The 25356-nt window shown below is 55.3% G+C and carries 24 protein-coding genes and 3 pseudogenes; 17 read left to right on the forward strand and 10 right to left on the reverse strand.

The window, feature by feature from the left end; translation table 11 throughout:
• Positions 1 to 7: 7 nt before the first annotated feature.
• Positions 8 to 994, reverse strand: coding sequence for an AraC family transcriptional regulator (locus SD70_RS35040; protein WP_082053497.1), 987 nt, complete (start codon positions 992 to 994; stop codon positions 8 to 10).
• 318 nt (positions 995 to 1312) lie between these two features.
• Between SD70_RS35040 and SD70_RS19545 the strand changes: the two genes are divergently transcribed.
• Positions 1313 to 1579 (forward strand): stage VI sporulation protein F, encoded by a 267-nt coding sequence (locus SD70_RS19545; protein WP_041049208.1) that lies wholly within the window; start codon positions 1313 to 1315, stop codon positions 1577 to 1579.
• A gap of 38 nt (positions 1580 to 1617) precedes the next feature.
• On the opposite strand, the gene SD70_RS19550 is transcribed toward SD70_RS19545, so the two are convergent.
• Positions 1618 to 1962, reverse strand: a complete 345-nt coding sequence (locus tag SD70_RS19550) for a hypothetical protein (protein ID WP_041049209.1) — start codon at positions 1960 to 1962, stop codon at positions 1618 to 1620.
• Positions 1963 to 2203: 241 nt separating this feature from the next.
• On the opposite strand from SD70_RS19550, the gene SD70_RS19555 reads away from it, so the two are divergent.
• From SD70_RS19555 to SD70_RS19575, 6 genes are all read left to right on the forward strand, one after another.
• Complete coding sequence (locus SD70_RS19555; RefSeq protein WP_041049210.1) at positions 2204 to 2617, forward strand: DUF1259 domain-containing protein; 414 nt, start codon at positions 2204 to 2206, stop codon at positions 2615 to 2617.
• A gap of 119 nt (positions 2618 to 2736) precedes the next feature.
• A complete protein-coding gene (locus SD70_RS19560) occupies positions 2737 to 2952 on the forward strand; it encodes an RrF2 family transcriptional regulator (RefSeq protein WP_082053498.1) in 216 nt (71 codons plus the stop codon).
• 173 nt (positions 2953 to 3125) lie between these two features.
• Positions 3126 to 3371: a hypothetical protein gene (locus SD70_RS19565; protein ID WP_041049211.1), complete on the forward strand. Its 246-nt coding sequence runs from the start codon at positions 3126 to 3128 to the stop codon at positions 3369 to 3371.
• A gap of 399 nt (positions 3372 to 3770) precedes the next feature.
• Entirely contained in the window at positions 3771 to 3932 is a 162-nt protein-coding gene (locus SD70_RS39325; protein WP_082053499.1) for a DUF255 domain-containing protein, read from the forward strand.
• A gap of 40 nt (positions 3933 to 3972) precedes the next feature.
• Positions 3973 to 5874 carry a thioredoxin domain-containing protein gene (locus tag SD70_RS19570; RefSeq protein ID WP_041049212.1) on the forward strand — a complete coding sequence of 634 codons (1902 nt, stop codon included), beginning with the start codon at positions 3973 to 3975 and terminating at the stop codon, positions 5872 to 5874.
• A gap of 34 nt (positions 5875 to 5908) precedes the next feature.
• A complete protein-coding gene (locus tag SD70_RS19575; protein WP_041049213.1) occupies positions 5909 to 6571 on the forward strand; it encodes an SGNH/GDSL hydrolase family protein in 663 nt (220 codons plus the stop codon).
• 70 nt (positions 6572 to 6641) lie between these two features.
• Here SD70_RS19575 and SD70_RS19580 read toward each other — a convergent pair whose 3' ends face one another.
• A complete protein-coding gene (locus SD70_RS19580) occupies positions 6642 to 8579 on the reverse strand; it encodes a glycosyl hydrolase family 18 protein (RefSeq protein WP_231571320.1) in 1938 nt (645 codons plus the stop codon).
• A gap of 165 nt (positions 8580 to 8744) precedes the next feature.
• Here SD70_RS19580 and SD70_RS19585 point away from each other — a divergent pair, with 165 nt between their 5' ends.
• The 4 genes from SD70_RS19585 (at position 8745) to SD70_RS19600 (ending at position 12335) form a co-directional block, all read left to right on the forward strand.
• Positions 8745 to 9299 (forward strand): DUF309 domain-containing protein, encoded by a 555-nt coding sequence (locus SD70_RS19585; RefSeq protein ID WP_052487649.1) that lies wholly within the window; start codon positions 8745 to 8747, stop codon positions 9297 to 9299.
• Complete coding sequence (locus SD70_RS19590) at positions 9296 to 10021, forward strand: response regulator transcription factor (protein ID WP_231571322.1); 726 nt, start codon at positions 9296 to 9298, stop codon at positions 10019 to 10021. Before SD70_RS19585 ends, SD70_RS19590 begins: the two co-directional genes overlap by 4 nt.
• Positions 9993 to 11507 carry a sensor histidine kinase gene (locus SD70_RS19595; RefSeq protein WP_052487650.1) on the forward strand — a complete coding sequence of 505 codons (1515 nt, stop codon included), beginning with the start codon at positions 9993 to 9995 and terminating at the stop codon, positions 11505 to 11507. The genes SD70_RS19590 and SD70_RS19595 overlap by 29 nt, the downstream gene beginning before the upstream one ends.
• Positions 11508 to 11645: 138 nt before the next feature.
• Positions 11646 to 12335, forward strand: a complete 690-nt coding sequence (locus tag SD70_RS19600) for a hypothetical protein (protein ID WP_041049214.1) — start codon at positions 11646 to 11648, stop codon at positions 12333 to 12335.
• Positions 12336 to 12394: 59 nt separating this feature from the next.
• On the opposite strand, the gene SD70_RS19605 is transcribed toward SD70_RS19600, so the two are convergent.
• Positions 12395 to 12976, reverse strand: coding sequence for a beta-class carbonic anhydrase (locus SD70_RS19605; protein WP_041049215.1), 582 nt, complete (start codon positions 12974 to 12976; stop codon positions 12395 to 12397).
• A gap of 41 nt (positions 12977 to 13017) precedes the next feature.
• Positions 13018 to 13353, reverse strand: coding sequence for an iron-sulfur cluster biosynthesis family protein (locus SD70_RS19610; protein ID WP_231571329.1), 336 nt, complete (start codon positions 13351 to 13353; stop codon positions 13018 to 13020).
• Positions 13354 to 13479: 126 nt separating this feature from the next.
• On the opposite strand from SD70_RS19610, the pseudogene SD70_RS19615 reads away from it, so the two are divergent.
• A pseudogene (locus SD70_RS19615) lies at positions 13480 to 14996 on the forward strand (carboxypeptidase M32).
• Between the two features lie 129 nt (positions 14997 to 15125).
• Here the strand turns inward: SD70_RS19615 and SD70_RS19620 are convergent.
• The 5 genes from SD70_RS19620 to SD70_RS19640 form a co-directional block, all read right to left on the reverse strand.
• Positions 15126 to 16313 (reverse strand): trans-sulfuration enzyme family protein, encoded by a 1188-nt coding sequence (locus SD70_RS19620; RefSeq protein WP_156158104.1) that lies wholly within the window; start codon positions 16311 to 16313, stop codon positions 15126 to 15128.
• A gap of 48 nt (positions 16314 to 16361) precedes the next feature.
• Positions 16362 to 17198, reverse strand: coding sequence for a carbohydrate ABC transporter permease (locus tag SD70_RS19625; RefSeq protein ID WP_041049217.1), 837 nt, complete (start codon positions 17196 to 17198; stop codon positions 16362 to 16364).
• Positions 17199 to 18095, reverse strand: coding sequence for a carbohydrate ABC transporter permease (locus SD70_RS19630; RefSeq protein ID WP_052487651.1), 897 nt, complete (start codon positions 18093 to 18095; stop codon positions 17199 to 17201).
• A gap of 66 nt (positions 18096 to 18161) precedes the next feature.
• On the reverse strand, positions 18162 to 19487 hold the full coding sequence (locus SD70_RS19635; RefSeq protein WP_041049218.1) for an ABC transporter substrate-binding protein: 1326 nt from the start codon (positions 19485 to 19487) through the stop codon (positions 18162 to 18164).
• Between the two features lie 141 nt (positions 19488 to 19628).
• Complete coding sequence (locus tag SD70_RS19640) at positions 19629 to 20462, reverse strand: FadR/GntR family transcriptional regulator (protein WP_231571324.1); 834 nt, start codon at positions 20460 to 20462, stop codon at positions 19629 to 19631.
• Positions 20463 to 20595: 133 nt separating this feature from the next.
• Between SD70_RS19640 and SD70_RS19645 the strand changes: the two are divergent.
• From SD70_RS19645 to SD70_RS19665, 5 genes and pseudogenes are all read left to right on the forward strand, one after another.
• Positions 20596 to 21608: pseudogene (locus tag SD70_RS19645) on the forward strand (ABC transporter substrate-binding protein).
• A gap of 77 nt (positions 21609 to 21685) precedes the next feature.
• Positions 21686 to 22518: pseudogene (locus SD70_RS19650) on the forward strand (ABC transporter ATP-binding protein).
• Complete coding sequence (locus SD70_RS19655; RefSeq protein WP_231571326.1) at positions 22515 to 23459, forward strand: ABC transporter permease; 945 nt, start codon at positions 22515 to 22517, stop codon at positions 23457 to 23459. Before SD70_RS19650 ends, SD70_RS19655 begins: the two are co-directional and overlap by 4 nt.
• Positions 23460 to 23537: 78 nt before the next feature.
• On the forward strand, positions 23538 to 24512 hold the full coding sequence (locus SD70_RS19660) for an aromatic acid exporter family protein (RefSeq protein WP_041049220.1): 975 nt from the start codon (positions 23538 to 23540) through the stop codon (positions 24510 to 24512).
• 145 nt (positions 24513 to 24657) lie between these two features.
• Positions 24658 to 25221, forward strand: coding sequence for an outer spore coat protein CotE (locus SD70_RS19665; protein ID WP_041049221.1), 564 nt, complete (start codon positions 24658 to 24660; stop codon positions 25219 to 25221).
• Positions 25222 to 25356: the final 135 nt, after the last annotated feature.

Below are 25356 nucleotides of genomic sequence, written 5' to 3' on the forward strand. Positions count from 1 at the left end.
AAAAACGTCAATCTTGTTCAGCAAAATGGCTGCGAAAGGCTGTTGGGCGCATGCCGGTTTTTTTGTTGAACAGATTGGAGAAATAGTGGGCGTCGGAATACCCCAGTTGCTCGGAAATTTCGTTGACGGTCAAAGGGGTATCGATCAGCATCAGCTTTGCGGATTCCATCTTTTTGGTCAGCACATAATTATAGATGGTCGTTCCCATTTCTTTCTTAAACATTCGGTTCAGCTGTTTGGCCGAAATGCCCGTTTCCTTCACGAGTTGCTCCGTATGAAAAGGCTGCAGCAGCTGGTTATCGAGTCGAAGCTTAATTTGCTGCACAAGTGAAGACAACAATTCTCCCCGTTTTCTCTGAATATCCGATAAGCGGATGACAATTTGCATGAACAGAAGCTGCAAGTCTCCCTGCATCTCCTCCAGCGTCTTGCTTTCAGCCCACTCGATGCCTTGCCTGAACAAATGCTCAACGGACGCATCCGGGACAACGACGGTGGTGAGCAGACGGTAAGCCTCGAGCACGTTGAGCGCCCAATGGCTATGAATGTTATACCAAATGTAGGTCCACGGCTCATCCGGCTCGGCTTCGGATATGACCTCATGATCGCACCCGCTTCGCAACACAAAAACGTCTCCGGGGTTAACGCGGCGGGAGTCCGTGTTGACGCGCACTCTCCCATGACCTGACAATACGCAGCCGATGACCGTAATTTTGGACGGACTCCTAACATTGCGATAATGCGGAGTGCAGTAGTTGATGCCGATGAAAGGGATGCTGAGAGGAGGAGGGTCACCGATTGACGGAAAATGATAAATGGGTCCGTATTTATCCATAATCCTCACCAATTCGTCTGAAGTTCTATTGCTCTTTGCTGTTATCGTAAAAAGCGATGAATGTATTGTATCACATCGGATCCAAGAGTTGTGACTTCGACTTTGCTCCATTGACTTCATCTTCCGCATGATCCGGCGCATTGACAGTAGGAAATACATTGTCCCTTCAATTGCTTTTCGTTATCCTGAGCTTAGCGATTTCCTTTCGCATCAGACAGGTGAAAATAGCCACGGAGGCTGACTTATCTCGCCCGGAATGACGTGTATGAAGCAAGGGCGGAAACCTGATATGGATTCAGAATTGACAACTACATCAAACGAATCTTTATTTGCGATTAACTTTTAATACGGAAGAAGAACCATGCCTGCATCCTCGAGGCATGGTTCTTTCTAGTATTTTATAAAAATAGATCATTATATCAATCCGATTTTTTTATACCTTCATATCATAACAATCATGAAGAAAGGAGAGCGAAGATGAACAACATATCAAAGAATGCTTTACAGTTTATTAATAGGAAGTCGGGAAAGAAAATATCAGAGCAAGCCATTAAAAAAATCGCAAGCAGTGTAAAGCCGAGTACGTTTAAAAGCGATTCAGAACTAAGAAGCCTGATCATGCAGGTTTCCAAAATGGCCAATATCCCCGTGTCCGATGCGACAGTAAATGAAATTATCCGGACAGTTAAAGGGGCGGGCGGTACCGGTCTTGCGCAGCTCATCAAATCGATGTTATCGAAATAATTGTTGGCATTCATGCCCCCCTTTAAGGGATAGCTGTTTTATCTGTTCTTTTTAGACAATGCCCGGTTGCTTTTTTTAACCGCACTGCGTTTTCGCTGGTAGGTATACTTTCTTGTACTGCGGTTCTTCTTTTTCTTTTTAAACAGTGAGCCCAATAGAGGGAGAAGAGGGGATACGGTTTGAATGAACTTTTGAGTCTTTTCAACAGTTGACAAGATGCCTTCGATTCCCCCCATTTTTTCCACGAAGGACTGCAAGCTATTAGATGAAGGCGATGAACCTTGGTTTAACGGTCCGGGTGCATACAAATTTTCCCCAAAAAATCCATTGTTATTCGGGTCGGTCATAGCTTGTTTGATAAAAGCCCGCTGGTTATTTTTCACGAATCTCACCCTTTTATGTTGATATAACATTGTATGTCCGTTTGAGAAAATGGACCAAGCATCAGCGGAAATGTTTATTGCGGGTAGTACCCAATTAATGGCGATGTCCTACATTCATACAAAGCTCAAGAATATTGTATGAAAATTGTACTTTTCCCCCCTCCCTATTCGTCCAAGAGCTTGTTCGCTCAGTCTCATATAAAGTAAACGTAATCACATTTATTAGAAGGAGATGGGACGAATGGCAGTCAGTCCTCTGTGTCGGCGATTTGCAGCCATCCTTGGCGCAATGCCTTCGGTCGTTAATGGAGTTTGCACGGCTACGAGAGTGAGGAACAATATTAAACCTGTAATCCTGGGTAAGCGAAGCAGGTCATTTCTGGCGATTCCCCAAGCTTTTACGTTCGAAAGTATCGGAAGAGACGGGCGTGCGCTTTGTCTCGGCGAAACCGTGATTCTAACCGCCGAAATCAATCCGTTTATTTCCCGGCTCAGAAAACATAATATCAAGGTCACGGCCTTGCATAACCACTGGCTCTTCGACAAACCGAATCTGTGGTTTATCCACTTCGAGAAAAATGAGAGACCCCTCGTATTCGCGAGAGAAGTTCGCGATGCCCTGAACGTTCTGACCAAACGGGTGGTTCGCCCGTAAGCGGCAGCCCAGGGGCGACGCCGGTCGCAAGGGTCGCTTTCCAGAAATAACATCAGTCAATCTAAAACCGCAGGAACTGCGGTTTTTTTCTTTTCTCCAGGGACAGGTTCTTGTCGCGGATGAACGACAAGAACCTGTCCCTATTGTCTGTTAGATCGATTGGATCGAAGCTGGTGAAAGCCGGATTGATCGATTCGGTATCCGGGGCAAACGGGGGGTATATGCTTGGAGCACAGAAAAAAGATATATCGTTTTTGGATGTGATTCATGCGATTGAAGGGACAGCCTCTTTGTTCAATTGCTGTCTGGACGGCGAAACGGAATGCCTGATTTGAGCCGAGGCATAAGAAATAGTCCGGTCCATCTTTTTTTTCCAACTGACGCAGCGCAGGAACCGGCGGAAGAACAGCGTGCAAAGTACATAGCTAAATAATACATACTTGTCCGGTTCATGATGCTGAACACTCCCATAAAATGTAGAGACTAGTTATAGAGGGGAGGTAATAAGATGAGAGCAGCTTCGGTTGCAGACCGGAAGAAACAATTATTGGGAAAAACGGTCACAGCTTATAAAAAAGATGGCACTACTTTTACGGGTGTTGTAAAAGAAGTTAGAAACGATCACGTTATTCTTTGCTCGAAACAGGAAAAAGCTACGATCAAGGCCTTCTTTTTTCCGGGGTTTGTCGACGGCTTTTTTCCCGGCTTCTTCCCAGGCTTCTTCCCGGGCTTCTTTCCCGGATTCTTTATTTAACACAGTCAAATAGTCAATTATTCGAGCCTAAGAGGCAGGAGGCTTTAAATCTTATACTTCCAAACTCATGTCCTAACGGATATGGGTTTTTCTATTTTGTAAAAGGTTATGTTAAGCTCCGGTTACAGACAGGAGTGTCACAGGTATTTGCTAAACCGTTATTTCATTTGATTGATCATTCGCAGCATTGTCGATATTTTAACAAATCGATATCCCTTTCTGCGCAGTCCGTCTATGACCTGAGGCAGGGTGGCCACGGTTTGCTTTGCATGTATCGCTTGCATGCATGTAAAGGGCTTTCAAGCTCTTTGTTGCCAGCAAAATTTTTTTCTTTTGTCGATGGGCATGATAAATTGGATACATGACAAAAAAATCCAAAACTAAGGGAGGTGGTGCCCCATGACAACGAACAGCAAACCCAATAGATTAGCCAAGGAAAAATCGCCGTACTTGTTGCAGCATGCCTACAACCCGGTCGACTGGTTTCCTTGGTCGGATGAGGCTTTTGAAGTCGCGAAGCGCGAAAACAAGCCCGTCTTTTTATCTATTGGGTACAGCTAACGTTTAATGACCTACACGCACATGTCATTGGTGTCACGTCATGGCTCATGAGTCGTTCGAGGACGACGAAGTGGCCGCACTGCTCAACCGCGAATTTGTTTCGATCAAGGTGGACCGCGAGGAGCGGCCGGACGTCGATCATCTGTACATGACCGTATGCCAGGCGATGACCGGACAAGGGGGCTGGCCGCTGACGGTGGTGCTGACCCCGGACAAGAAGCCGTTCTTCGCCGGTACGTACTTTCCGAAGCAGCGCCGCTACGGCCGGCCGGGGATCGTCGACATTTTGACGCAGCTCGCCGATAAGTGGAAGGAAGATCACGAACGGGTTGCCGGCCTCAGCGACCAGATTATCGACGAGATGAAGAAGCGAACGCTGGCCAGCCTCAAAGGGGATGTTTCGCAGGAAACGCTGGATAAGGCCTACCGCATGTACAAGCAGCTGTACGATGCCGAATATGGCGGTTTCGGCGATGCGCCGAAATTTCCGACGTCGCACAACTTGTCGTTCTTGCTCCGCTACTACCGCCGCACAGGCGAAGCCGATGCTCTGGCGATGGTCGAGAAAACGCTGGAGGGAATGCACCGCGGCGGCATGTACGACCATCTCGGCTTCGCGTTCGCCCGCTATTCGACAGACCGCAAGTGGCTCGTCCCGCACTTCGAGAAAATGCTGTACGACAACGCGCTGCTTGTCATGACGTACGTTGAAGCGTATCAGGCGACGAACAAGCGGTATTACGCCGACGTGGCGGAGCGGATCATCGAGTACGTGCTGCGCGATATGACCGATCCGGAGGGAGGCTTCTATTCCGCGGAGGACGCCGATTCCGAAGGGGGGGAAGGGAAATTTTACGTCTGGACGCCGGACGAAGTGACGGATGTCCTCGGCGCGGACGAAGGCGAGCTGATCTGCGAGCTGTACGACATTTCGGAGCACGGCAACTTCGAAGGCCGCAGCATACCGAACTTGATCCACGCCGATCTGGCCACATTCGCAAAACGCAAGTCGCTTGACCCGGCCGAGCTGGGACAGCGCATCGAAGCGTCGCGGCAGAAGCTGTTTGAAGCAAGGGAGGGACGCATCCATCCCGGCAAGGACGACAAAATCCTTACGGCCTGGAACGGCCTCATGATTATGGCGTTAGCCAAGGCGGCGAAGGCGCTCGGCGAGCCGCGCTACGCTGAGGCGGCGGCCAGGGCCGTCCGCTTCATCCGCAGCAAGCTTGTGCGCGAAGACGGGCGGCTGCTGGCGCGCTACCGCGACGGCGAAGCGGCTTATCCCGCTTATCTGGACGACTACGCGTTCCTCGTCTGGGGACTGATCGAGCTGTACGAGGCGACGTTCCGCATCGAGTACTTGAAGCAGGCGCAGGAGCTAAACCGCGACATGCTGCGGCTGTTTTGGGACGAAGAGGAAGGCGGGCTGTTTTTCACCGGAAGCGACGGGGAGGAGCTATTCACGCGGCCGAAAGAAATTTACGACGGGGCGCTGCCATCCGGCAATTCGGCAGCGACGCTGAACCTCCTGAAGTTGGCGAAATACGGCTATGACGCCAAGCTGGCGCAAAAGGCGGAAGAGCAAATCCGGGCGTTCGCCGGCGCCGTCTCGTCGTATCCTTCCGGGCACGCCTTGTTCTTGATCGCGCTCGACTTCGCTTATGGCGAGCCGATGGAAATCATCATTGCCGGCGCGCCCGACGCTGCCGATACGGAAGCGATGATCCGCGCCGTACACCGGCAATTTGTGCCGAACGCGCTGCTCGTCCTGCACCCGCCAGGGGAGGCTGGGGCGGAAACGTCGGCCGTCATCCCGATGGTGCAAGACAAGCGAATGTTGGGCGGCCGGGCGACCGCTTACGTGTGCCGCGATTTTTCTTGCCAAGAACCTACGAACGATGTGGAGGATTTGAGCAGCCTTGCGCCGAATTTTACCAGCTGAAGAGCGATCCTAAACGATAGGAGAGGATGACAAGATGAAGCTGGAAAAAGGCGCCAAGCTGGTCATGATCGGCGATTCCATTACCGATTGCGGCCGCAAAAAGCCGATAGGGGAAGGCCGGGGCGGCGATCTCGGCACAGGGTATGTGGCGATCGCGGATGCAATGCTGCAAGCAGTATATCCGCAGCTTGGCATCAGGGTTGTCAACATGGGCCTTGGCGGCAATACGGTGCTTGATCTGAAAGCCCGCTGGGAAACGGACGTGCTGGAATTGAAGCCGGACTGGCTGTCGATCATGATCGGCATTAACGACGTGTGGCGCCAGTTCGACACGCCGTTTCAAACGGAAACGCATGTCGGGTTAGATCTATACGAGCAAACGCTGCGTGAGCTGGTGCAGCGGACGAAGCCGCAGCTGAAAGGGCTCGTGCTCATGACCCCGTTCTATATCGAACCGAACAGCCGCGACGCGATGCGCGCTCGCATGGATGAATACGGCGCCGTCGTGAAGCGGATTGCCGCTGAGGAAGGGGCCGTTTTCGTCGATACGCAGACGGCGTTTGGCCCCGTGCTGCAGCATTTGTATCCGGCAGCTCTGTGCTGGGACCGGGTGCATCCGTCCATGACCGGGCATATGACGCTCGCCAAGGCGTTTCTGGACGCGATCGGCTTCAGCTGGAACGGAAGCGCGAACTAACGGCACGTCAACGAAACGGCAAAAAGCCGGCCGGCTCCCGCGGGGAGAGCGGCCGGCTTTTGGTTATGTATTATTTTTGCTGCAGCATCGCGGTCCATAGGTCCGGCGTTTCGTAGCCGAGGCGCCAGGCGGAGACGCCGGCGAGCTCGTACTTTTTGGCAAGCTCGATACGCGCCTTCACGGTGTCGACGTTTTCCAGCCAGAACACGTATTTGTAGCCGCCTTCGCTGTAGTCGACCCGGTATTGGCCAAACGCCGCATCCCACGTTTGCGTTGCGCCTTTTGCAGCAATCAAGGCCGGAATGTCTTTGAGCAGGACGGCCCGGTTGTCGACGAGCGCGCCGGATGCATCCAATTTCCATTCGCGAACGTAGTACGGTATGCCGAGAATGATTTTGTCGCGGCGGATGCCGTACGACAAAAATTCCTTAATGCCGTCTTCGGTCCATTGCAGGCCGGAGACGGAGCCTGGAGAGGTGCTGCCTTTAAAATATTGGTCATAAGCCATTATGACGATGTAATCGACGATGTCGCCAAGCTTTTCGTGATCGTAGGCGGACAAATGATTCCATTTCACGCTGCCGCGCGGCAAATCGACGGAGACCGCGAGCCCTTTGGCGTGGGCGGCATCGGTCAAGTTTTTGACAAAAGCCGTGAAGGCGGCTCTGTCTTTGCCGTTCATCGACTCGAAGTCGATGTTGACGCCGGACGCTCCGATCGCCGCCAGGCGGGCAACGAGCGCTTGGATGAACTTGTCCTGCGCCTTCGCGTTCGCGAGAAACTTCGTCGTCAGGTCGGAGTCGAACTGATTCGAGACGAGCGGGTAGGCCGCAAACCCTTGCTTGCTCAGCCAGTCGACCGTCGCCGGATCGGAAGCGTCTTTCAAATTGCCGTCTGCGTCCGCGAGCTGAAAGTAGCTCGGCGAATCGACGTCCATGCCCGCTGTTGCCGAAACTTGGCTGCGGATCGTCGCGCCGCTCGAGGAACCGTTCCAGCCCCAATATTGCAGCTTGCGGATATTGTCCCAAATGACCGTTCCGTCGAGCGTCTTGATCGAGACATTGGCATAGCCGGCCGCATAGGAGAGAGAAGCGGGGATGGTCGTGAACTCCCCGATCGGGTTGCCGTTTTGCAGCACCTGGTAGTATGGCGTGTTCGTCCAGATCGGCTTGCCGTTCCAGACGATGCGGCTGTGCGCCCATCGGCGGGCAAAGTCGGCGGCGGCATCCAGCGAAACGAACGAATCGAGCAAGTTATCGTTCTGGTACACTTGGTAATTTTTGCGGTTGTCGAACACGGTTTGCTTCAATTGCACATTGACGACGGTCGAATTCGACCAGCGGAGCGCTTCGCGCACGGCGTCTTCGAGCGAGGCGAACGCCCACGCATCGAGCGTCGTGTCGCCCTGATACACCCGGTACGTCACGGGACCGGCGCGCAGCTCGTTTTTCGTCGCGTCGGGAATGTTATCCCACACCCACTCGTTCGTCGTCAGGTCGATGATGTGGGCGTTGCCCCATTTTTTCGCTTCGGCCTTGGCGTCGGCGAGCGTCGCGAACTCCCAGCCGTCTGTCGTGATCTCGCCTTGGTAAAGCCGGTAGCGCGGATAGTTGTTCCATACCCAGCCTGGGTTTTGCAGGTCGCGGACACTGGCGTGGCCCCATTTTTTCGCTTCGGCGACAGCTTGGTCCAGCGTGGCGAACTGCCATTCGGGCAGCGTGGCGTCGTACTGATAAACTCGGTAGCGGGGGAAGTTATCCCATATCCAGCGGCGCGAGCCAATCTCTTCGACATGGCTGGACGTGAACCCGCGGGCGAGCGTCTGTGCCTGTTTCAGGTCGGACACTTCATAGAGAAGCTGATTGTTTTGATAGACGCGGTATTTCGTCGTTTTGTCGGCAGAAGCGACGGCAGCTGCGGCGGAGACTGGCGCGGCGGCGAGGAGGGATGCGGGCAGCAGCATAGCTGCGGCAAGAGAGAGCGCGATTTTGTTGGAAACTGGGGGCATTAGTGCAAATCTCCTCCGATTCTAGCAATCTACCAAATTAAACGCTGGACGGCGGGAAGAAGTTGCGGCCAGGGGCCGGGCAGGCTTACAATACGGGAAGAGACAAGACGGGGCGGCTTGCGCGCGCGATCGGCGCTGCGCACGTTGTGGATGGAGGCCATAGATATGCGGCAGACGCCGGCGGCGATTATCGAATATTTGATCCATTATCACGGAAGCAGAGACTGGTTCGAGTGCCACGAAATTCTCGAAGAATATTGGAAACGACACCCGGATGCGGCGAATGCGGATACGCTCGTCGGGCTCATTCAGTTGGCGGTCGGCCTGTACCACGAGCGGCGGGGAAACTTGGCAGGCGCCGTCAAAATGCTGCGGAGCTCGCTGGGCAAGCTCGATCCGCAGCAGCTGCAGGAGCTCGGTCTGGACGGCGGGCAGCTGCGCGAGCGGCTGCGGCAAAGGCTGGAAGCGCTCGAAATCGTTAGCGCCGACGGCGGCGGACGGAGCGTTTTTGCGGAGATGGATTTGCCTTTCGCCGATCCCGGGCTGGAAGAGCTGTGCCGGCAAAAGAGCGAAGCGCACGGCTGGAGCTGGAAACGGCCGAGCCCGCTGCATGACGCGGAGCTCATTGACCGCCACCGGCGGCGGGACCGGTCGGACGTCGTTCGCGAGAGGGAAGAGAGCAAGAGACGGAAACAGCAGCAGCGGGGGGAGAAGCCGTGAGCAAAATTATGGTTGTCGACGACGAACCGAACATCGTCGAAGTGATTCGACTCTATTTGGAGCACGCCGGCTTCGAGCCGCTGCTTCTGCACCGCGGCCGCGGCGTCGTGGAGGCGGTGCGGCGGGAAGAGCCGGAGCTTGTGCTGCTTGACATCATGCTGCCCGACTCGTCCGGCTTCGAGCTGTGCCAAGGCATCAGGGCGCTGGACGGCGAGGCGGGGCAAGTGCCGATCATCTTTTTGACGGCCAAAGGCGAGTCGATCGACAAGCTGCGCGCCTTTACGCTAGGCGTCGACGACTATATCGTCAAGCCGTTCGATCCGAACGAGCTGATCGCGCGCATCCGCGCCGTGCTGCGAAGAGTGCAGCTCGGCGGGGGGAAGGCGGACGCCAAGCACGAGTCCGGAGGGAAGAAAAAAACGTTGCAAATCCGCAATTTGTGGATCGATCTGGAGCAATACCGGGTCGAGGTGGACGGCCGCAAAGTGGAGCTGACGCCGAAGGAGATCGAGCTGCTGTTTTTCCTGGCAGGCAATGCAGGCCGCGTGTATACGCGCGAAGATTTGCTCGGCTACGTGTGGGATTTCGATTTCAGCGGCGGCACGCGGACGGTTGACGCGCACGTTAAAAATTTGCGCAAAAAGCTGGGCCCTAGTTCGGATTGGACGATTCAGACTTTATGGGGGGTCGGCTATGCTTTTGAGGTGGCTAAGCCGGAGTAAGACGTGGTTCAAAAGCTTGTACGTGCAAATTTTCGTTTCGTTCCTGGCGGTGTGCGTGCTGCTGTTCGTCGGCCTGGCGGTGTTTTGGAACTACTACTTTACGGGTCTGTTTTACAATGACAAGCAGGCTTTGCTTGACGAACGGTCGGGCGTCGTGGCCGGCATTTTGTCGAACTTTCAGGACGGCACGCTGACGACGCGCGATTTGCGCTTTGCGACGCGGATCGTGGCCCGCAGCTTCAATGGCGACGTGCTGTACGTGGACGCCAAAGGAAAAGTGCTCAGCGGCTCGACGGACGGCGAAGGGACGACGATTCCGCGCCAGCTCGACGCCGTATTTTTGTCGGGCCTGAAGGGGAACACCGGCTCTGACATGACGGAGCGTCGCACCGCAAACGGCAAAGTCGAAGACATGTTGACGCATTATGCGCCGTACCAGCTCGGCAATCAGCCGATCGTCGTGCTGCTGCAGGTGCGGGCCGACGAGGTGGGGGAAGCGATCGCCGCCGTCCGCTTCAATATTTTGCTGCCGCTGCTGTTCTCGCTCGTGGCGGTCGGGCTCATCCTGTTCATTTTGTCGCGCCGGTTTGCGGGTCCCGTCCATTCGATGCGGGCGGCGGCGCTGCGCATCGCGCAAGGCGATTTGACGGTGCGGGTGCAGACGTCGTCCGGCGACGAGGTCGGGGAGCTGGCCGAAAGCTTCAATTATATGGCGGAGCAGATGCAGGGCTGGGAGGACGCGCGGCAAGAGTTTCTGGCCAACGTTTCGCACGAGCTGCGCTCGCCGCTGACGTCGCTGCGCGGGCTCATCGTCGCCATGAAGGATAAAATCGTGCCGGAAGACAAATACGGCCACTATTTGGCGATATGCGACGGCGAAGTGCAGCGGCTGCAGCGGCTTGTCACCGATCTGCTCGATCTGGCGCGCATCCAGAACGGCCTCGACGTGTTCCGGATGCAGCCGGTGGCGGTGCAGGACAAGCTGCACGAAGTGCTGGAGCTGATGCGGGGCCGCATCGAGGCCAAAGGGCTGACACTGGCAACCGAGTTTCCGCCGGCAGGCGGCGCGCCGATCCATGTCGAGCTCGATCCGGACCGCTTCGCGCAAATTATGCAAAACCTGATTACGAACGCGATCCAGTTCACGCCTTCCGGCGGCACGGTGAAAGTGGCGCTGGAAGCTTCGGCGGAAGACGTCTATGTGGCGGTCGAAGATACCGGCATCGGCATGAGCGAGGAAGAGCTGCGCCGCATTTGGGACCGGTTCTACAAGGCTGACGATGCCCGCAGCAGCCAGCCTTCGGACGGCACCGGGCTAGGGCTGACGATCGTCAAGCATCTCGCCTTGGGCATGAACGGCAAAATCGCCGCCAGCAGCGCGCCCGGCCGAGGTTCGACGTTCTGTATCGAATTTCCCCGCATAGCAGATCGGGAATTCCCGCGCGCGGCGCATCGGGAAGAGGGAGCGGACGCACCAGGCCAGTGAAGGTTTTGTTTACAGTTTTTTTACAAATGCGCCACACTTCCTTCATGAATACTGCTTATACTGGCTGTACGCAACTTCATTGCTGCGCCGAAGCTTGGCGAACCGAAGGGGCAGCAGAGAGCGGAAGGAGGTCGACGGATGAAGCTGCGCGGAAAATACGCCTTGCTGCTGACGGCTTTGGCAGTTCTTGCCGGATTATCGGGATGCGGGACGAAAGACGGGAGCAAGCAGCCTGCGGGTACAGCTGCGCAGCAGTCCGGCGCGGGCGGCAGCGGCGAGCAGGCTGCTGCGGACCGGGGCAGTACGGCAGACCGTCCGTCCGCTGCCTCTGGCGAAGACTTGCAGAGCCGCAAAGCTAAGGAGCTTGTGCTGTTGTTCGTCGCCTTGCTGCAAATGGACAAGAAGCCGGAGCTCGCCTTGACGGAGGCCGAAGCGGCGGCGATCGTTCCCATAGTGAAGGCAGGCAAGGAGAAGGGCGAACTGTCGGCGGAAGAGAGACAGAAAATAGTCGCTTCGCTCACAGCGGAGCAAGCCCGATTCATCTCCGATTTTCGGGAACGCGCCCAAGCGGAGCGCAAAAAGCTGCACAAGCTGACGCCCGAGGAACGGGCGGCGATGATCGAGCAGTTCAAAAAGCAGCGCCAGCAGGAAGAGAGCGGCATGGCGCCGCGCGACGACGGACCGGACGCCACCGCCAAATCGCCGGCGGACGCCCCGCGCGGCGGCGTAGATGGCAGATCGGGCGAACGCAACCTGGAGCAGCAGCTGCTCGACTTGCTGGAAGCGAAAGCGGCCCATGGCCGACAGCAGGCGCAGCCTAAACAATAAAACGGCATTACGGACAGCTGCGTGGCGGTCCGTAATGCCGTTTTTCATATAATGCTGTATTATTCCCGGCTTGCAGCTGCGTACGCGTAGCCGTCGTCGACGAGGTCGAGCTTGCCGGTTTGCGGGTGCACGATGAGCCCGTGAACCGGAATTTTTTTGGGCATAAGCGGATGGTTGCGGATCATGTTCACGCTTTGCTTGACGCTATCTTCGACGTTGTCGAATCCGGTCAGCCACGAGTTCAAATTAATGCCGGCATGCTTCAGCAGATTGACCATTTCGTCGGTTACGCCGCGCGCCTTGGCTCTGTCGAGCACTTGATCCGGGTTCAGGCCGGTCATGCCGCAATCGTGGTGGCCGATGACGAGAACTTCGTCGGCTTCCAGCTGGTAGACGGCGACGACGACGCTGCGCATAATCGAACCGAACGGATGCGATACGACGGCCCCGGCGCTTTTGATCACCTTGGCGTCGCCGTTGTGCAAATTCATCGCCCTCGGCAGCAGCTCGGTGAGCCGGGTGTCCATGCAGGTGATGATGACCATTTTTTTGTCGGGAAATTTGTCGGTCAGAAATTGTTCATATTCCTTGTTTTCGACGAACGATTTGTTGTACTCCATAATTTCCGAGATAAGAGACATCGGCTTTTCCTCCGTTCATACATGATTTGTTCGCGGCAACCTTACACTATAGGCGCCGGACGGCGATCGATCACGCTTAGCGAGCCGCTGTAAATCTGATTGTCGCTGTACAGCCGGAAGCTGCGCGCATGTTCGCGGTAATCGAGCTTCACGTTGTCCTCGAAAAAGATAAGCTGGCGCGGATCGATCCAGATGCCTGCCGGCGGCCCGTCCGCCACGCTCACGTCGCCGTTCTCGGGGGCTCCGGTGATCCAAAGCGCCGCCACGCCGTCTACGGCACAGCCGCACCCTTCCGAATCGTAGACGAGCCGGAGCGTGCCGGGGTGGCCGCCGAGCCGTTTCGCGAGCTGCTCGGAAGCGCTGCTTGTCAACGTCATGTGCACTATGCGTCCCTCCTTTAATCGTTCTTATTTTACCACAAGTTGCAGGCATTTGCTTCCGGGGCATCGGCAAGGTATGATCGAAGAGGAAAAACGTTCCTGGGCCGAAAGGAGAATTGAGGCATGAGCGAACAGCTGCAGCGAAAGAAAGACGAATTCCGCGCGTACGTGAAGACGATGAAAAGCTATGAGGAGGCGCTCGGCGTCCTGTATTGGGATTTGCGCACAGCGCCCCGCGCAAAGGCGCATCCGGCCGCGCCGAAGTTATCGGCGAGCTGTCGGACGCCCATTTTCGCATGTCCGTATCCGACAAGATGGGCGAGCTGCTGCAGGCGCTGAGCGATCCGGGCGTGAGCGGAGAGAGCGACAACATTACCCGCCGCATGGTCGAAGAATGCAAGAAAGACTACGACCGCAACCGCAAAATTCCGCCCGAGCTGAACCAGGAATACGTCGTGCTGACGAGCAAAGCCGAGAACGTATGGGAAGATGCGAAGCACAACGACGATTTCGCGTCGTTCCAGCCGTATTTGGAAAAAATCGTGGCGATAAACTTGCAGTTTATCGATCTGTGGGGCTACGAAGGCCACAAATACAACACGCTGCTCGATATGTACGAGCCGGGCATGACGGTGGAGAAGCTTGACGCCGTGTTCGGCACGCTGCGGCAGCGGGCGGTGCCGCTGCTGCAGGCGATCCAGGCTTCACCGCACCAGCCTGACCGCTCGTTCCTGCAGCAGCAATTCGCGAAGGAGCAGCAGAAGCAGTTCAGCCTGTTTATTTTGAAGGAGCTCGGCTACGACTTCGAGGCGGGCCGTCTGGACGAGACGGTGCACCCGTTCGCGACTGGACTCAATCCGGGCGACGTGCGGATTACGACCCGCTTCCTGCCGGACGACGTCGTCAGCGCCGTTATGGCGACGGTGCACGAATGCGGCCATGCGCTGTACGAGCAAAACATCGGCGAAGAGCTGTACGGCACCAACCTGGCCGGCGGCGTCTCGATGGGCATCCACGAGTCGCAGTCGCGCTTCTGGGAAAATATGATCGGCCGCTCCAAAGCGTTCTGGAACCGGTATTACGGCGACTTGCAGCGCCATTTCCCCGGCCAGCTCGACAGTACGGACGTCGATACGTTCTTCCACGCGGTCAATCATATTGAGCCGTCGCTCATCCGCATCGAAGCTGACGAGCTGACGTACAACCTGCACATTATGGTGCGCTACGAGATCGAGAAAGGGCTGTTCGACGGCTCGATGAAGGTCGCCGATCTGCCGGAAATCTGGAACGCCAAGTACAAAGAATACCTCGGCATCGTGCCGCCGTCGAACAGCGTCGGCGTGCTGCAGGACGTCCATTGGTCTGGCGGCTCGTTCGGCTACTTCCCGTCGTATTCGCTCGGCAACATGTATGCGGCGCAGCTGTTGAATACGCTGCAGCAGCAAATGCCGAATCTTTTCGAGCTCGTGGAAGCCGGCAACCTGCAGCCGATCAAAGCCTGGCTCGTGGAAAACATCCACCGCCACGGCAAGCTGTACCAGCCTAACGAGCTGATCCGCCGCGTAACGGGCGAAGAGCTCAATCCGGAGTATTTGATCAAGTACTTGGAGCAAAAATACAAGGCGGTTTACGGTTTATAAATCCGGCGCACATATCGTCGCCATTTTATGCCCCTTCGGGGCATTTTTTATTTACATGTTTTCGCATACAAAAACACTGGCTCCTTAAAGCCAGTGTCTCAAAAGCCGCTAAACTCGGCAAGTTTTCGATTATGAATTAACCAAAAGCTCTGCGCTGGCTTGCCGAATATCCGCGATTAAATCTTGCGGTTTCTCCAAACCGACGTACAGTCTGACAAGCGAGCCTTGAACCGATTCGTAGCCCGGTCCCAGCTTGCCGACGGTCACAAGGCTTTCGAAGCCTCCCCAGCTTACGCCGATCCGGAAGTAAGCCAGACGATCGGCCCAAATCTTCATAACTTCAGTCGTCAGATTGGTCTCAAAAGAGAAAAGGCTGCTTGTTCCGGTCATTTGGCGTTTGGCCAATTCATGCTGCGGATGTGAGGGCAGCCCGGGATGGTTGACACGAGTAATAAACGGAAGACTTTCAAGATAACGCGCCACGGTAAGCCCGTTTTGTTCCAGCTTCTCAAGCCGCAAAGGCAGCGTACGCAATCCTCTCATCACAAGCGATGCCGTCTGCGAGGTCATGATCCCTCCAAGCAGCAAGTATTCATTGGCGTTGATCCGGTTGATCAGCTCGGCGGAGCCGATCAGCACCCCGCCGACAATATCGCTATGACCGCCGATATATTTGCTGACGGAGTGAGCGACAAGGTCGATGCCAAATTCGAACGGGTTCTGGTAACATGGCGTCGCCCATGTATTGTCAATCATCGTAGCTGCCCCGATGCTTTTCGCGAAGTGGGCGCAAGCGCGCAAATCCTGGAGCCGGATCGTCAAAGTCGTCGGGCTTTCCAAATAGATCAGCTTCGTATTCGCTTTCGCTGCGCTCCGAATCGCTTCCAGCGAAGTGCCGTCCACGAAGGTGGTTTCCACGCCATACTGCGAAAGGAATTTCCCAAGCAGCTCCCGGGTCGGCCCGTAAGCTTGATCTACGCAAATCACATGGTCTCCTCCGCGGACGAGAGACATGATGCCGGTGGAGATGGCAGCCATCCCGGAACCAAAGCATCGTGCCTTCTCTCCGCCTTGGAGAGCGGCGAGTCTTGCCTCCAGCTGTTGAACCGTCGGATTATTCCCCCTAGAGTACAAAGGCGTATCGTCCGGTCCGGCAAAAGCCTGATCGAAATCTTTATAGGTGGGGAAGGTGAACAGGCTATTTTGATAGATCGGCATCACGACAGCGCCTTGGTGTTTGTCGTCATGGGGATCGTGGGTTACCAGTGTGCTCTGATCGATGGCATGATGGCGGTTTGAAACGGTTTGGTCTTCCACGAGATGTCGTCTCCTTTGTGAACAAAAAATAAAGTGTGTCGCGAAGCGTTATCCTTTCACTGCTCCTTGCGTCAATCCTTCCACGATGAAGCGCTGGCAGATGGCGAACAAAATAACCGTCGGTATGACGGACAAAACCGTGGCGGCAGACATGGAGCCCCAATCGATGTCGAATTTCGTGATGAAGGAGTTCATGGCTACTGGCAGCGTCTTGGAAGTCTCGTTGTCGATGAACATAATCGCCATGAACAGCTCGTTCCAGTTCTGTACGAAGGCGAAGATGAACGTTGCCGAAATTCCCGGCATCATGACCGGAATGATGACCCGCCATAGGGCGCTCAGCCTGGAACAGCCGTCAATCATTGCCGCTTCCTCCAGGCTGGACGGAATGCGCTGAAAAAATCCTCTCAGCATAATCGTACAAAACGGTACGAGACCGACCGTATACATCAGGATCAAAGAGGCTTGCTTGTTCAGCAGTCCCATCCTAGACATCATCATATACAAGGTGCTAAATCCGATAAAGAGCGGAATCATTTGTGTGATGAAAAAAGCCAACATCAGCTGGCTGGCGCCCCTGAAGCTGAATCGCGCCAGAACGTAACCGCTTAGAATCGTCACGACCAGCACGATGGCCGCCGCCACGAGAGAGATGAACAAGCTGTTGCCGAGATAAATCTGGAATTTCGATATTTTAAATATTTGTACATAGTTTTCGAAAGAAATATGCTTCGGCCAATACTGCAAGGGCAGCGCGAATATTTCGTTGCGCGGCTTCAGCGAAGTAATGACCATCCAATATAACGGAAACACCATGAAGATAAAATAGAGAGCGAGAACGACCGCCTTGCCCGCTTTACCGGCGATTTTCCATTGTTTTTTCATTTAGAAATCACCTGCCTTTTCCGCCTTGGTCGCAAACATGTAAAATACCAGGAACAACAAAAGGATAATGATGCAAATAATGCCGATGGCGCTCGCTTGGCCGTAATCGCCCGAGAAAATAATTTTGTCCAACATGTAAGTCGTCAAAATATGGGTAGAACCAGCCGGTCCGCCGTTCGTCATGCCGTAAATCAAATCGGGAAAATTGAAAATCCAAATGACGCGCAGCGCCACGGTGGATAGGATCGTCGGCATAATATAGGGGATGGTTACATTAAAAAGCTGGCTGAAGCCGCTGGCCCCGTCGATATCGGCAGCTTCATAAAGCTCGGAAGGAACGGACTGCAGCGCCGCGAGCAGCATGATTGCAAAAAACGCCACTCCGTACCAGATGTTGGCGACAATGACGGAGAACATGGCCCACTTCGGGTCGGACAGGAAGCCGATTCGCTCCGTAATAATCCCCGCATTCAGCAGCAAATCGTTAATGACGCCGATCTGGCCGTTAAACAGCCAGCGAAAAATAATGCCGATCAGAAAGCCCGATAGCGCCCAGGAGTAGAAGACGAAGCCCTGATAGATGCCGCGTCCGCGAAAGCCTTTGCGCATCAGCAGTGCCAAAAGGAATCCGATGGCGAACTGGAAAACGAGTGAGATAATGACCCATAAAGCCGTGTTCTTCAGGATCGTGCCGAATTGAGGCGTACCCATTACCGCTCGAAAATTATCCAAGCCGACATAATGAACATCGGTCAAGTTAAATAGCGAATAATTGCGAAAGGCCACGTCAATCCCTTTCAAGATGGGAAAATACGTGAAACCAAATACGAGCAAAACCGCCGGAAGCAAGCTTAAAAAAATGAACGTTTGTGTTCGATTTAGCCGAAATGGCTTCATGTGCAGCCCCTCCTGAAATAAAGACGGCAGGTAAATGGACTTAACCTGCCGCCACCTGTTTTCAGCTTATTTGCCTTGTTTCTTTTCGTTGATCCAGTAAGCGTCCCATTTTTTCAATGCGTCGTCGATAGAAAGGTGATTCAGAAGAACGGCCTGCATGTCCTGCTGCACGATTTTTCTCCATTCGCCGAATCCTTTGTAGTCGGTTTCCGGCTTGTAAGAAACGAAGTGGGCGGGATCGTTCGCCATATCAATATACGGCTTGTACGCGCCTTGCGTAAACGATTTGTCAACGGATGCGCTGTTATGAATCGGAATCACGCCTGCCGTTTTGGTAAATATCGCATTTTGTTCCGGGCTGGAGAGGAATTCAATCAGCTTCCACGCTTCGTTCGGATGCTTGGAATACGACGTTACACCCCATCCGGCTGCGCCGACCTTGTAGTGCGAGATCCCTGTCGGCCCGACCGGCATCGGTGCAGTAGCCCAGGTTCCTTGGCCCAGCTTCTGCGAAACCGGATCGATCGTATCGGGGTCTTGAATAAGCATCGCTGTCGTGCCGGAGACAAAGCCTTGAACCTGCTCGGCAAAAGCCCAGTTGACCGAGTCTTTCGGGGAGCCGTCTTTATACAAGTTGGCGTACATCGTCAAGCCTTGCTTCGCTTCCGGCGTGCTGAAGATCGTAGCGCCGCTCTTCAGGAACATCGCATCGTCCGGATTGACGTTGCTGCCGTTGAAGTCGCGGAGCAAATCTACAATGTAGCCGTCGGCGCCCGAACCGCCGCGGAACGAGTAGCCGAAACGGTTATTCGCAGGGTCGGTCAATGCTTTCGCGTCTTTGTACAGCTCGTCCCACGTCTTCGGCGGAGTCAGACCTTTGGCATCGAACCAGTCTTTCCGGTAAAACAACATTTTTTCATAAAGTCCATAAGGAATGAAGTACGGGGTATTGTTAATATAGTTGGCCATTGCGATTGCGTTGGCGTTTAAGTCCTTATATCCGCTCCAAGCGTTCGTATAGGACGATAAATCGGCGATCCACTTATTCGTTACGAATTGCTTGACGGTAACGTCGCGAACTTCCAACACGTCGAGATCTTCTCTCGCGTTGAGCATCGTCGAAATTTTGTTGTCCGCGCCTTCCAGCGGCGGGGAGATCAGCTCTACCTTGATGTTAGGATTCGCCGCTTCAAAACTAGCGATCATTTTTTTGATAACTTCGGTACGGGCCGGGCTTGTCAAGCTTTCGATCATCTTCAGATTCACTTTTGCAGGCGCAGCTTTGCCGCCGTCCGCCGCTTTTTGCGTGCCGCTGCTTGAACATGCGCTGAGCGAACCAACCGCCAGCACTGTCACCATGGGCAAGGCCATCCATTTTGTCGCTTTCCTCATTCTACCAGCCTCCACATTCCTGAATTGGTCAATCGCCCAAAAACGGGTGACAGGTATGGATACCGTTCATCCTATATACCTGTCTGATAGGTATAGCGTTTGTCGAGATATATCGATAATAATATGCAGATGTTGAGCTCGTCAATATGTTTCTTGAAACGCTTTCTTCGCGGCAAACTGCCGGATGGATTGTTCCATGTCGTCCATCAGCTTATTAAATTCCGCACGCGCTTTCTCAGGATTTTTTTCGACAATGGCATTGAACAAGGTTTGATGGAAGGGAAAGCTGCTGTTGAAAATTTTTTGATTGCCGAGAGGAGCTTGCCAGAACACCGTGAACAATTCCCACACCGATTCCACAATACTTTGCAAAATCGGGTTTCCTGTCGCCTTATAAATAGCCTGATGGAACTTCATGTCCGCGATGGAGCTTGCCGGGCCTCCCGCTTCTTCCATTTCAAGCAAATATCGGCGCATTTCCTCGATATTTTGTTCGGTCGAGCGCTGAGCGGCCAGCTCCACCGCCAATACTTCCAACGCCCGGCGAACTTCCATAAGCTGCAGCAGGGCCGTCTTTTCGTCTTCTACCATAATTTTGGCCGACATTTGAAACTGGGAAGTTTCTTTCACATAAATTCCTTTGCCGTTAACCACCTCAATGACATCGGAAGCCTCGAGATATCGCAAAGCTTCCCGAAGGGACGAACGTCCTATTCCCAACGTTTTCATGATCGTTTGCGCAGACGGCAGCTTGTCGCCTTTTTTCAGCTCATTGGTTCGAATATATGCTCTCAACTCCTCAGATACCATCTCGTGCATTCTGATTTTGTTGATTTTCTTCAAGCTTTCACTCACCTCTCCCATGATCAAGATTCGTTTCTCATTATAGCAGCAATCTCGCGAAAAAAATATGACAGAAGGAGTTAGATTTTCATTTTCGCCAAACTGTTTGCTTGATAAAGCCGGTCCCGTCATCCGCGGAGGCCGGTTTCATTTTCTGGGCGGTAACCCATTTCCGGGCCCCTGCATACGATACAGTACGATGAAGGAGCAGTGCCGGCGGACTGGGGGTTATGTGCTGCTGGGGCTCCTGGAGGAGGGAATGCCTATGACAACAAAACGGTGCGCCCGGCTCTTGACGGCAGCCGCCGTGCTGCTCGCGCTGGCGGCGCTGATGGCGGCGTGCGGCAAAAAGGAGCAAGTCAGCAAAGTGCGGCTCGGCGAAGTGACGAGGTCGCTCTTTTATGCTCCGGAGTATGTGGCGTTGTCGCAAGGGATGTTCAAGCAGGAAGGGCTAGACGTCGAACTGCAGACGATTCCCGGCGGCGACAAAGTGGCGACAGCGCTCCTGTCCGGAGGCATCGACGTAGGGCTCGTCGGCGCGGAGACGACGATCTACGTGGCGCAGCAAGGGTCCGGCGACCCGCTCGTCAACTTCGCGCAAATGACGCAAACGGACGGAACGTTCCTCGTCGCGCGCGAGCCGATCGCGAATTTCGATTGGAACAGCCTGAAGGGGAAAGTGTTTCTCGGCCAGCGTAAAGGCGGCATGCCGCAAATGGCCGGCGAATTTACGCTGAAAAAGCACGGCATCGATCCGCAAAAGATTTGAACCTGATCCAGAACATCGATTTCGCCAACATCGCTTCCGCTTTCGCTTCAGGCACGGGCCAATTCGTGCAGCTGTTCGAGCCGCAGGCGTCGCTGTTCGAGAAGGAAGGCAAAGGCTACGTCATCGCTTCATTCGGCAAAGAAAGCGGAAAGCTTCCATACACCGACTTCATTGCGAAGCAAAGCTTCATCAAGAAAAACCCCGATACGATCCAGAAATTCGCGAACGCGATCCAGCGCGCTCAGCGCTGGGTGCAGGACAAAAGCGTGAACGAGATCGCCGATGCCGTCAAGTCGTACTTCCCGGACACGGACATCGGCATCGTGCGGTCGGTCGTGCAGCGCTACAAAGAGCAGGGCAGTTACGCTGCCGATCCGATAGTCGACGAAGAAGAATGGAACAACTTGAAGGACGTGCTGAGCAAAGCCGGGGAGCTGAAAGGCACGGCGGATTACAAGACGCTTGTTGACAACAGCTTCGCTGCGAAAGCGAAGTCCGCCGTCAAATAAGGCAGGGGAGAGCGGGAATGGGGCCGCGAGCGGCAGCATCCCCGCTTTGCCGCCGGCCGGAAAGGAGCCCAGATCATATGGAAACGGCGATACAAGTGCAAGACGTCTCGCATGTGTACGTGAGCAAAAAAGGGCGACGCTAGCCATAGACAGCATCGGCTTTACGGTGAAGCCGGGCGAGTTCGTCAGCTTGATCGGACCTAGCGGCTGCGGCAAAACGACGCTGCTTTCCCTCGTTGCCGGGCTTATCCTTCCGACGCAAGGAGACGTGCGTTTGTTCGGGGAACCTGTCGCGGGTCCTTCGCCCCGCATCGGCTATATGCTGCAGCAAGATTATTTGTTTCCGTGGCGGACGATAATGGATAACGCCCTGATCGGGCTTGAGCTGAGAGGGATGATGACCGCGGAGAAGAAGGATATGGTGCTGCATCTTCTCGGCGAGATGGGGCTGGCCGGATTTCACGAGGCCATGCCGAGCCAGCTGTCGGGGGGGATGCGGCAGCGCGTAGCGCTCGTGCGGACGCTCTCGACGGAGCCGGACATTTTGCTGCTGGACGAACCGTTCTCCGCGCTCGACTACCAGACGAAGCTCCAGCTCGAAGACCTCGTTGCCGGGGAGCTGCGCCGCACGGGCAAGACGGCGCTGCTCGTCACGCACGACATCACGGAGGCGGTCGCCATGAGCGACCGGATCATCGTGCTGCAGCCGCGGCCCGGACGCATCCGGCGCGAGTTCAAAGTGCCTGATGCGATCCGCGCCGAACTGCCGTTCGCGGCGCGGGAATGCCGGGGCTTTCGCGAGCTGTTCCGCGCCATTTGGTCGGAATTCGAAGCGATGGCGGGAGAGGCGGAGGGCGCGGAGAAGGCGGCGCAGCGCGCCGGCAGCCGGAAAGGAGGGAGCGCCAGATGAGCGGGAAAGAACGGAAGCTGGCCCCGGAACCTGCCGCAGGCAAAGTGCCGGAGCCGATGGAGCTGGCGGAAATTGCCGTCAAGGAGGACATCGTCCATGCGGACGGGATCGGCGGCAGCTATATTACGCATAGCGGGCGCACGTTGCCGCGCACCGTATACGAACGGTACATCCGCGAAGAGAGTGTCCGTACACGGCTTGTCCGTCTGACGCAATGTTTGCTGCTCGGCCTGTTTCTCGCTGCGTGGGAGACGGCGGGGAGGCTGCAATGGATCGATGTGCTGCTGTTCAGCTATCCGAGCAAAATCGTGCTGCTCCTCGCCGGCAAAATCGCCGACGGCTCGCTGTTTCCGCATCTTGGCATGACCGTCTGGGAAACGATTCTCGGCTTCACGTTCGGTACGGCGCTCGGCACGGCGATCGCAGCGCTGCTATGGTGGTCGCCGTTTTTGTCGCGGGTGCTCGATCCGTACATGGTCGTGCTGAACAGCATGCCGAAAGTCGCCTTCGGGCCGCTGTTCATCGTCGGCTTCGGCCCGGGCGCGCTGTCGATCGTGGCGACGACGCTGTCGGTAACGGTCATCATTACGACGCTTGTCATATACGGCTCGTTCCGCGAGACGGATGCGAATTACGTGAAAGTCGTGCGGGTGTTCGGCGGCAGCAAAGGCGACGTCTTCCGCAAGACAGTGCTGCCGGCATCTTTTCCGACGATCGTCTCGACGCTGAAAGTGAACGTCGGACTGGCGTGGATCGGCGTCATCGTCGGCGAATTTCTCGTCTCCAAGCAAGGGCTCGGCTACTTGATCGTCTACGGCTTTCAGGTGTTCAACTTCACGCTCGTGCTGGCGAGCCTGTTCGTCATTGCGATAGTAGCCACTTTGATGTACCAGGCGGTAGCGATGCTGGAGCAGCGTCTGACGGGAGGCGGGCAGTCGTAGCTCCGGATCTTGCGCATGGCGGCCCAACATGGAATAATCGTAGGCGAAGGGCAACAGAACAGTGAAGGAGCAGGCACGATGGGCATCCGCGTGATCAAGACGGCAATCGCCGTCGTCGTATCGATGTATTTGGCGCAGTGGCTTCATTTGCTGAACCCGCTATCGGCCGGACTGCTCGCCATTCTGGGCATCGAAGTGACGAGGAAGAAAGGCATCCGCAGCGCGCTGCAGCGCATCGGCGCGTCGGTTGTCGGACTGCTCGCCGCTTCGCTGCTTTTTTACGCGCTCGGGTTCCGGATCTGGGTCGTCGGCTTGTTCGTGCTGGCCGTGTTCCCGATTTTGAACAAGGCGAATTTGCGCGAAGGAGCGACTACCGGCTCGGTCGTCATGTTTCATTTGTACGCGCAGCATTCGATCTCTCCCGCCATGCTGCTGAACGAGCTATGGCTCCTGCTCGTCGGGCTCGGCTCCGCCACGGTCATCAACGTCCTCTACATGCCGAAAGCCGACCCGCACTTGCTCGCTTGCCAAACGAAGCTGGAGCAGCTGTTCTCGGACATTTTCCGGCATTTCGCGGACCAGCTGCGCGACGCTTCGACCGTTTGGGACGGCGCGGAGCTGCTGGCGGCGGGGGACACGATGAACGAGGGGCGCGCTTTGGCGGACAAGCTGCAGCAAAACGCCCTGTTCTGGAACGGAGGCTACTGGCCGATCTACTTCTATATGCGCGGCGAGCAGCTCGACTCGATTTTCCGCATGGCCCAGCTTGTCGCCCAAGTATACGAGAACATTCCGCAGGGCGACATGGTGGCGCGCGTGTTCGACGAGCTGAGCCGGGACGTCAAGGCCGAGTATTACACGGGCCGTTCGGAAGCGCTGCTGCGCGAGCTGGAGGAGACGTTCAGGCGCATGCCGCTGCCCGCCACCCGCGGCGAATTTGAGCTGCGCTCGGCGCTTCTGCAGCTCATGCTGGAGCTGAACGGATATTTAACGATAGCGAAGAAGGCGAAGAAGCGGCTGCCGGCCAAAGCTGTCGACAAAGCGGCCGATTGAGCGGCTGCCAAGCGGTCGCCGATTCTTCCTACTAACATTTGAAAGCGATTTCAAAAAATTAAAACGTAAAAATATAAAGTTGTCACGCTAGACGAATGTCCCGCATACACTTGTAATGAATGATGGTATGGAGGAGGTTGAAGGGATGCCGATAGACCAAGATTTGCAGTGCAGAGAGATCCTTACGAAAGCCGTCTGCGGCAAGGGGCGCAAATTCTCGCACGTAAGTCACACCGTCACTCCCCCGAACGAACCGTCCAGCATCTTAGGCGCTTGGATTATCAACAATCAGTACGAAGCGGTTAAGTCTGGCGAGCACGTCGAGGTTGTGGGTACTTACGATATCAACATCTGGTATTCGTATGATCGCAATACGAAAACCGATGTGGCGAAGGAAACGGTTTCCTACGTGGAAGCCGTGCCCCTGTCCTACCTGGACAAAAAACATAAGGCGGCAACAGCGGAAGTGTCCGCCGTCGCTACGCAAGAGCCGAACTGCGTAGAGGCGACGATCTCCTCGAACGGCAGCGGCGTCGTGATCCGCGTCGAGAGGGAGTTCGCTGTGGAAATGGTTGCCGAGACGAAGGTGTGCGTCATCGTCAACCCGAACGGCTGCAGCGATCTCGACGATAAAACCGTCGACTTTGGCGGCGAAGGCGGCGACTACGAAGATCTCGACCCGGAGCTGCTGGAAGACGAAGTGAATTGAGTGACAGTCGCTTTGGCTTGCTTTCGTACTGTATCATATGCGGCAGGTATGCCGGAGAAGAGGGCGGTTGCCCTCTTTTTTGTTTCGGCGGCACAAAAATTTGCGTGGGGTTGTCAGCAGCACAGAGGAGCGTAG

Source organism: Gordoniibacillus kamchatkensis (assembly GCF_000829455.1).
Classification (GTDB): Bacteria; Bacillota; Bacilli; order Paenibacillales; family NBRC-103111; genus Gordoniibacillus; species Gordoniibacillus kamchatkensis.

What these genes read in the sequence shown, in the direction of transcription:
- SD70_RS35040 (WP_082053497.1), bottom strand. Translation starts at nt 994, where the DNA reads ATGTATTTCCTACTGTCAATGCGCCGGATCATGCGGAAGATGAAGTCA.
- SD70_RS19545 (WP_041049208.1), top strand. Translation starts at nt 1,313, where the DNA reads ATGAACAACATATCAAAGAATGCTTTACAGTTTATTAATAGGAAGTCG.
- SD70_RS19555 (WP_041049210.1), top strand. Translation starts at nt 2,204, where the DNA reads ATGGCAGTCAGTCCTCTGTGTCGGCGATTTGCAGCCATCCTTGGCGCA.
- SD70_RS19560 (WP_082053498.1), top strand. Translation starts at nt 2,737, where the DNA reads ATGAACGACAAGAACCTGTCCCTATTGTCTGTTAGATCGATTGGATCG.
- SD70_RS19565 (WP_041049211.1), top strand. Translation starts at nt 3,126, where the DNA reads ATGAGAGCAGCTTCGGTTGCAGACCGGAAGAAACAATTATTGGGAAAA.
- SD70_RS39325 (WP_082053499.1), top strand. Translation starts at nt 3,771, where the DNA reads ATGACAACGAACAGCAAACCCAATAGATTAGCCAAGGAAAAATCGCCG.
- SD70_RS19570 (WP_041049212.1), top strand. Translation starts at nt 3,973, where the DNA reads ATGGCTCATGAGTCGTTCGAGGACGACGAAGTGGCCGCACTGCTCAAC.
- SD70_RS19575 (WP_041049213.1), top strand. Translation starts at nt 5,909, where the DNA reads ATGAAGCTGGAAAAAGGCGCCAAGCTGGTCATGATCGGCGATTCCATT.
- SD70_RS19580 (WP_231571320.1), bottom strand. Translation starts at nt 8,579, where the DNA reads ATGCCCCCAGTTTCCAACAAAATCGCGCTCTCTCTTGCCGCAGCTATG.
- SD70_RS19585 (WP_052487649.1), top strand. Translation starts at nt 8,745, where the DNA reads ATGCGGCAGACGCCGGCGGCGATTATCGAATATTTGATCCATTATCAC.
- SD70_RS19595 (WP_052487650.1), top strand. Translation starts at nt 9,993, where the DNA reads ATGCTTTTGAGGTGGCTAAGCCGGAGTAAGACGTGGTTCAAAAGCTTG.
- SD70_RS19600 (WP_041049214.1), top strand. Translation starts at nt 11,646, where the DNA reads ATGAAGCTGCGCGGAAAATACGCCTTGCTGCTGACGGCTTTGGCAGTT.
- SD70_RS19605 (WP_041049215.1), bottom strand. Translation starts at nt 12,976, where the DNA reads ATGTCTCTTATCTCGGAAATTATGGAGTACAACAAATCGTTCGTCGAA.
- SD70_RS19610 (WP_231571329.1), bottom strand. Translation starts at nt 13,353, where the DNA reads ATGACGTTGACAAGCAGCGCTTCCGAGCAGCTCGCGAAACGGCTCGGC.
- SD70_RS19625 (WP_041049217.1), bottom strand. Translation starts at nt 17,198, where the DNA reads ATGAAAAAACAATGGAAAATCGCCGGTAAAGCGGGCAAGGCGGTCGTT.
- SD70_RS19630 (WP_052487651.1), bottom strand. Translation starts at nt 18,095, where the DNA reads ATGAAGCCATTTCGGCTAAATCGAACACAAACGTTCATTTTTTTAAGC.
- SD70_RS19635 (WP_041049218.1), bottom strand. Translation starts at nt 19,487, where the DNA reads ATGAGGAAAGCGACAAAATGGATGGCCTTGCCCATGGTGACAGTGCTG.
- SD70_RS19640 (WP_231571324.1), bottom strand. Translation starts at nt 20,462, where the DNA reads ATGACGGGACCGGCTTTATCAAGCAAACAGTTTGGCGAAAATGAAAAT.
- SD70_RS19655 (WP_231571326.1), top strand. Translation starts at nt 22,515, where the DNA reads ATGAGCGGGAAAGAACGGAAGCTGGCCCCGGAACCTGCCGCAGGCAAA.
- SD70_RS19660 (WP_041049220.1), top strand. Translation starts at nt 23,538, where the DNA reads ATGGGCATCCGCGTGATCAAGACGGCAATCGCCGTCGTCGTATCGATG.
- SD70_RS19665 (WP_041049221.1), top strand. Translation starts at nt 24,658, where the DNA reads ATGCCGATAGACCAAGATTTGCAGTGCAGAGAGATCCTTACGAAAGCC.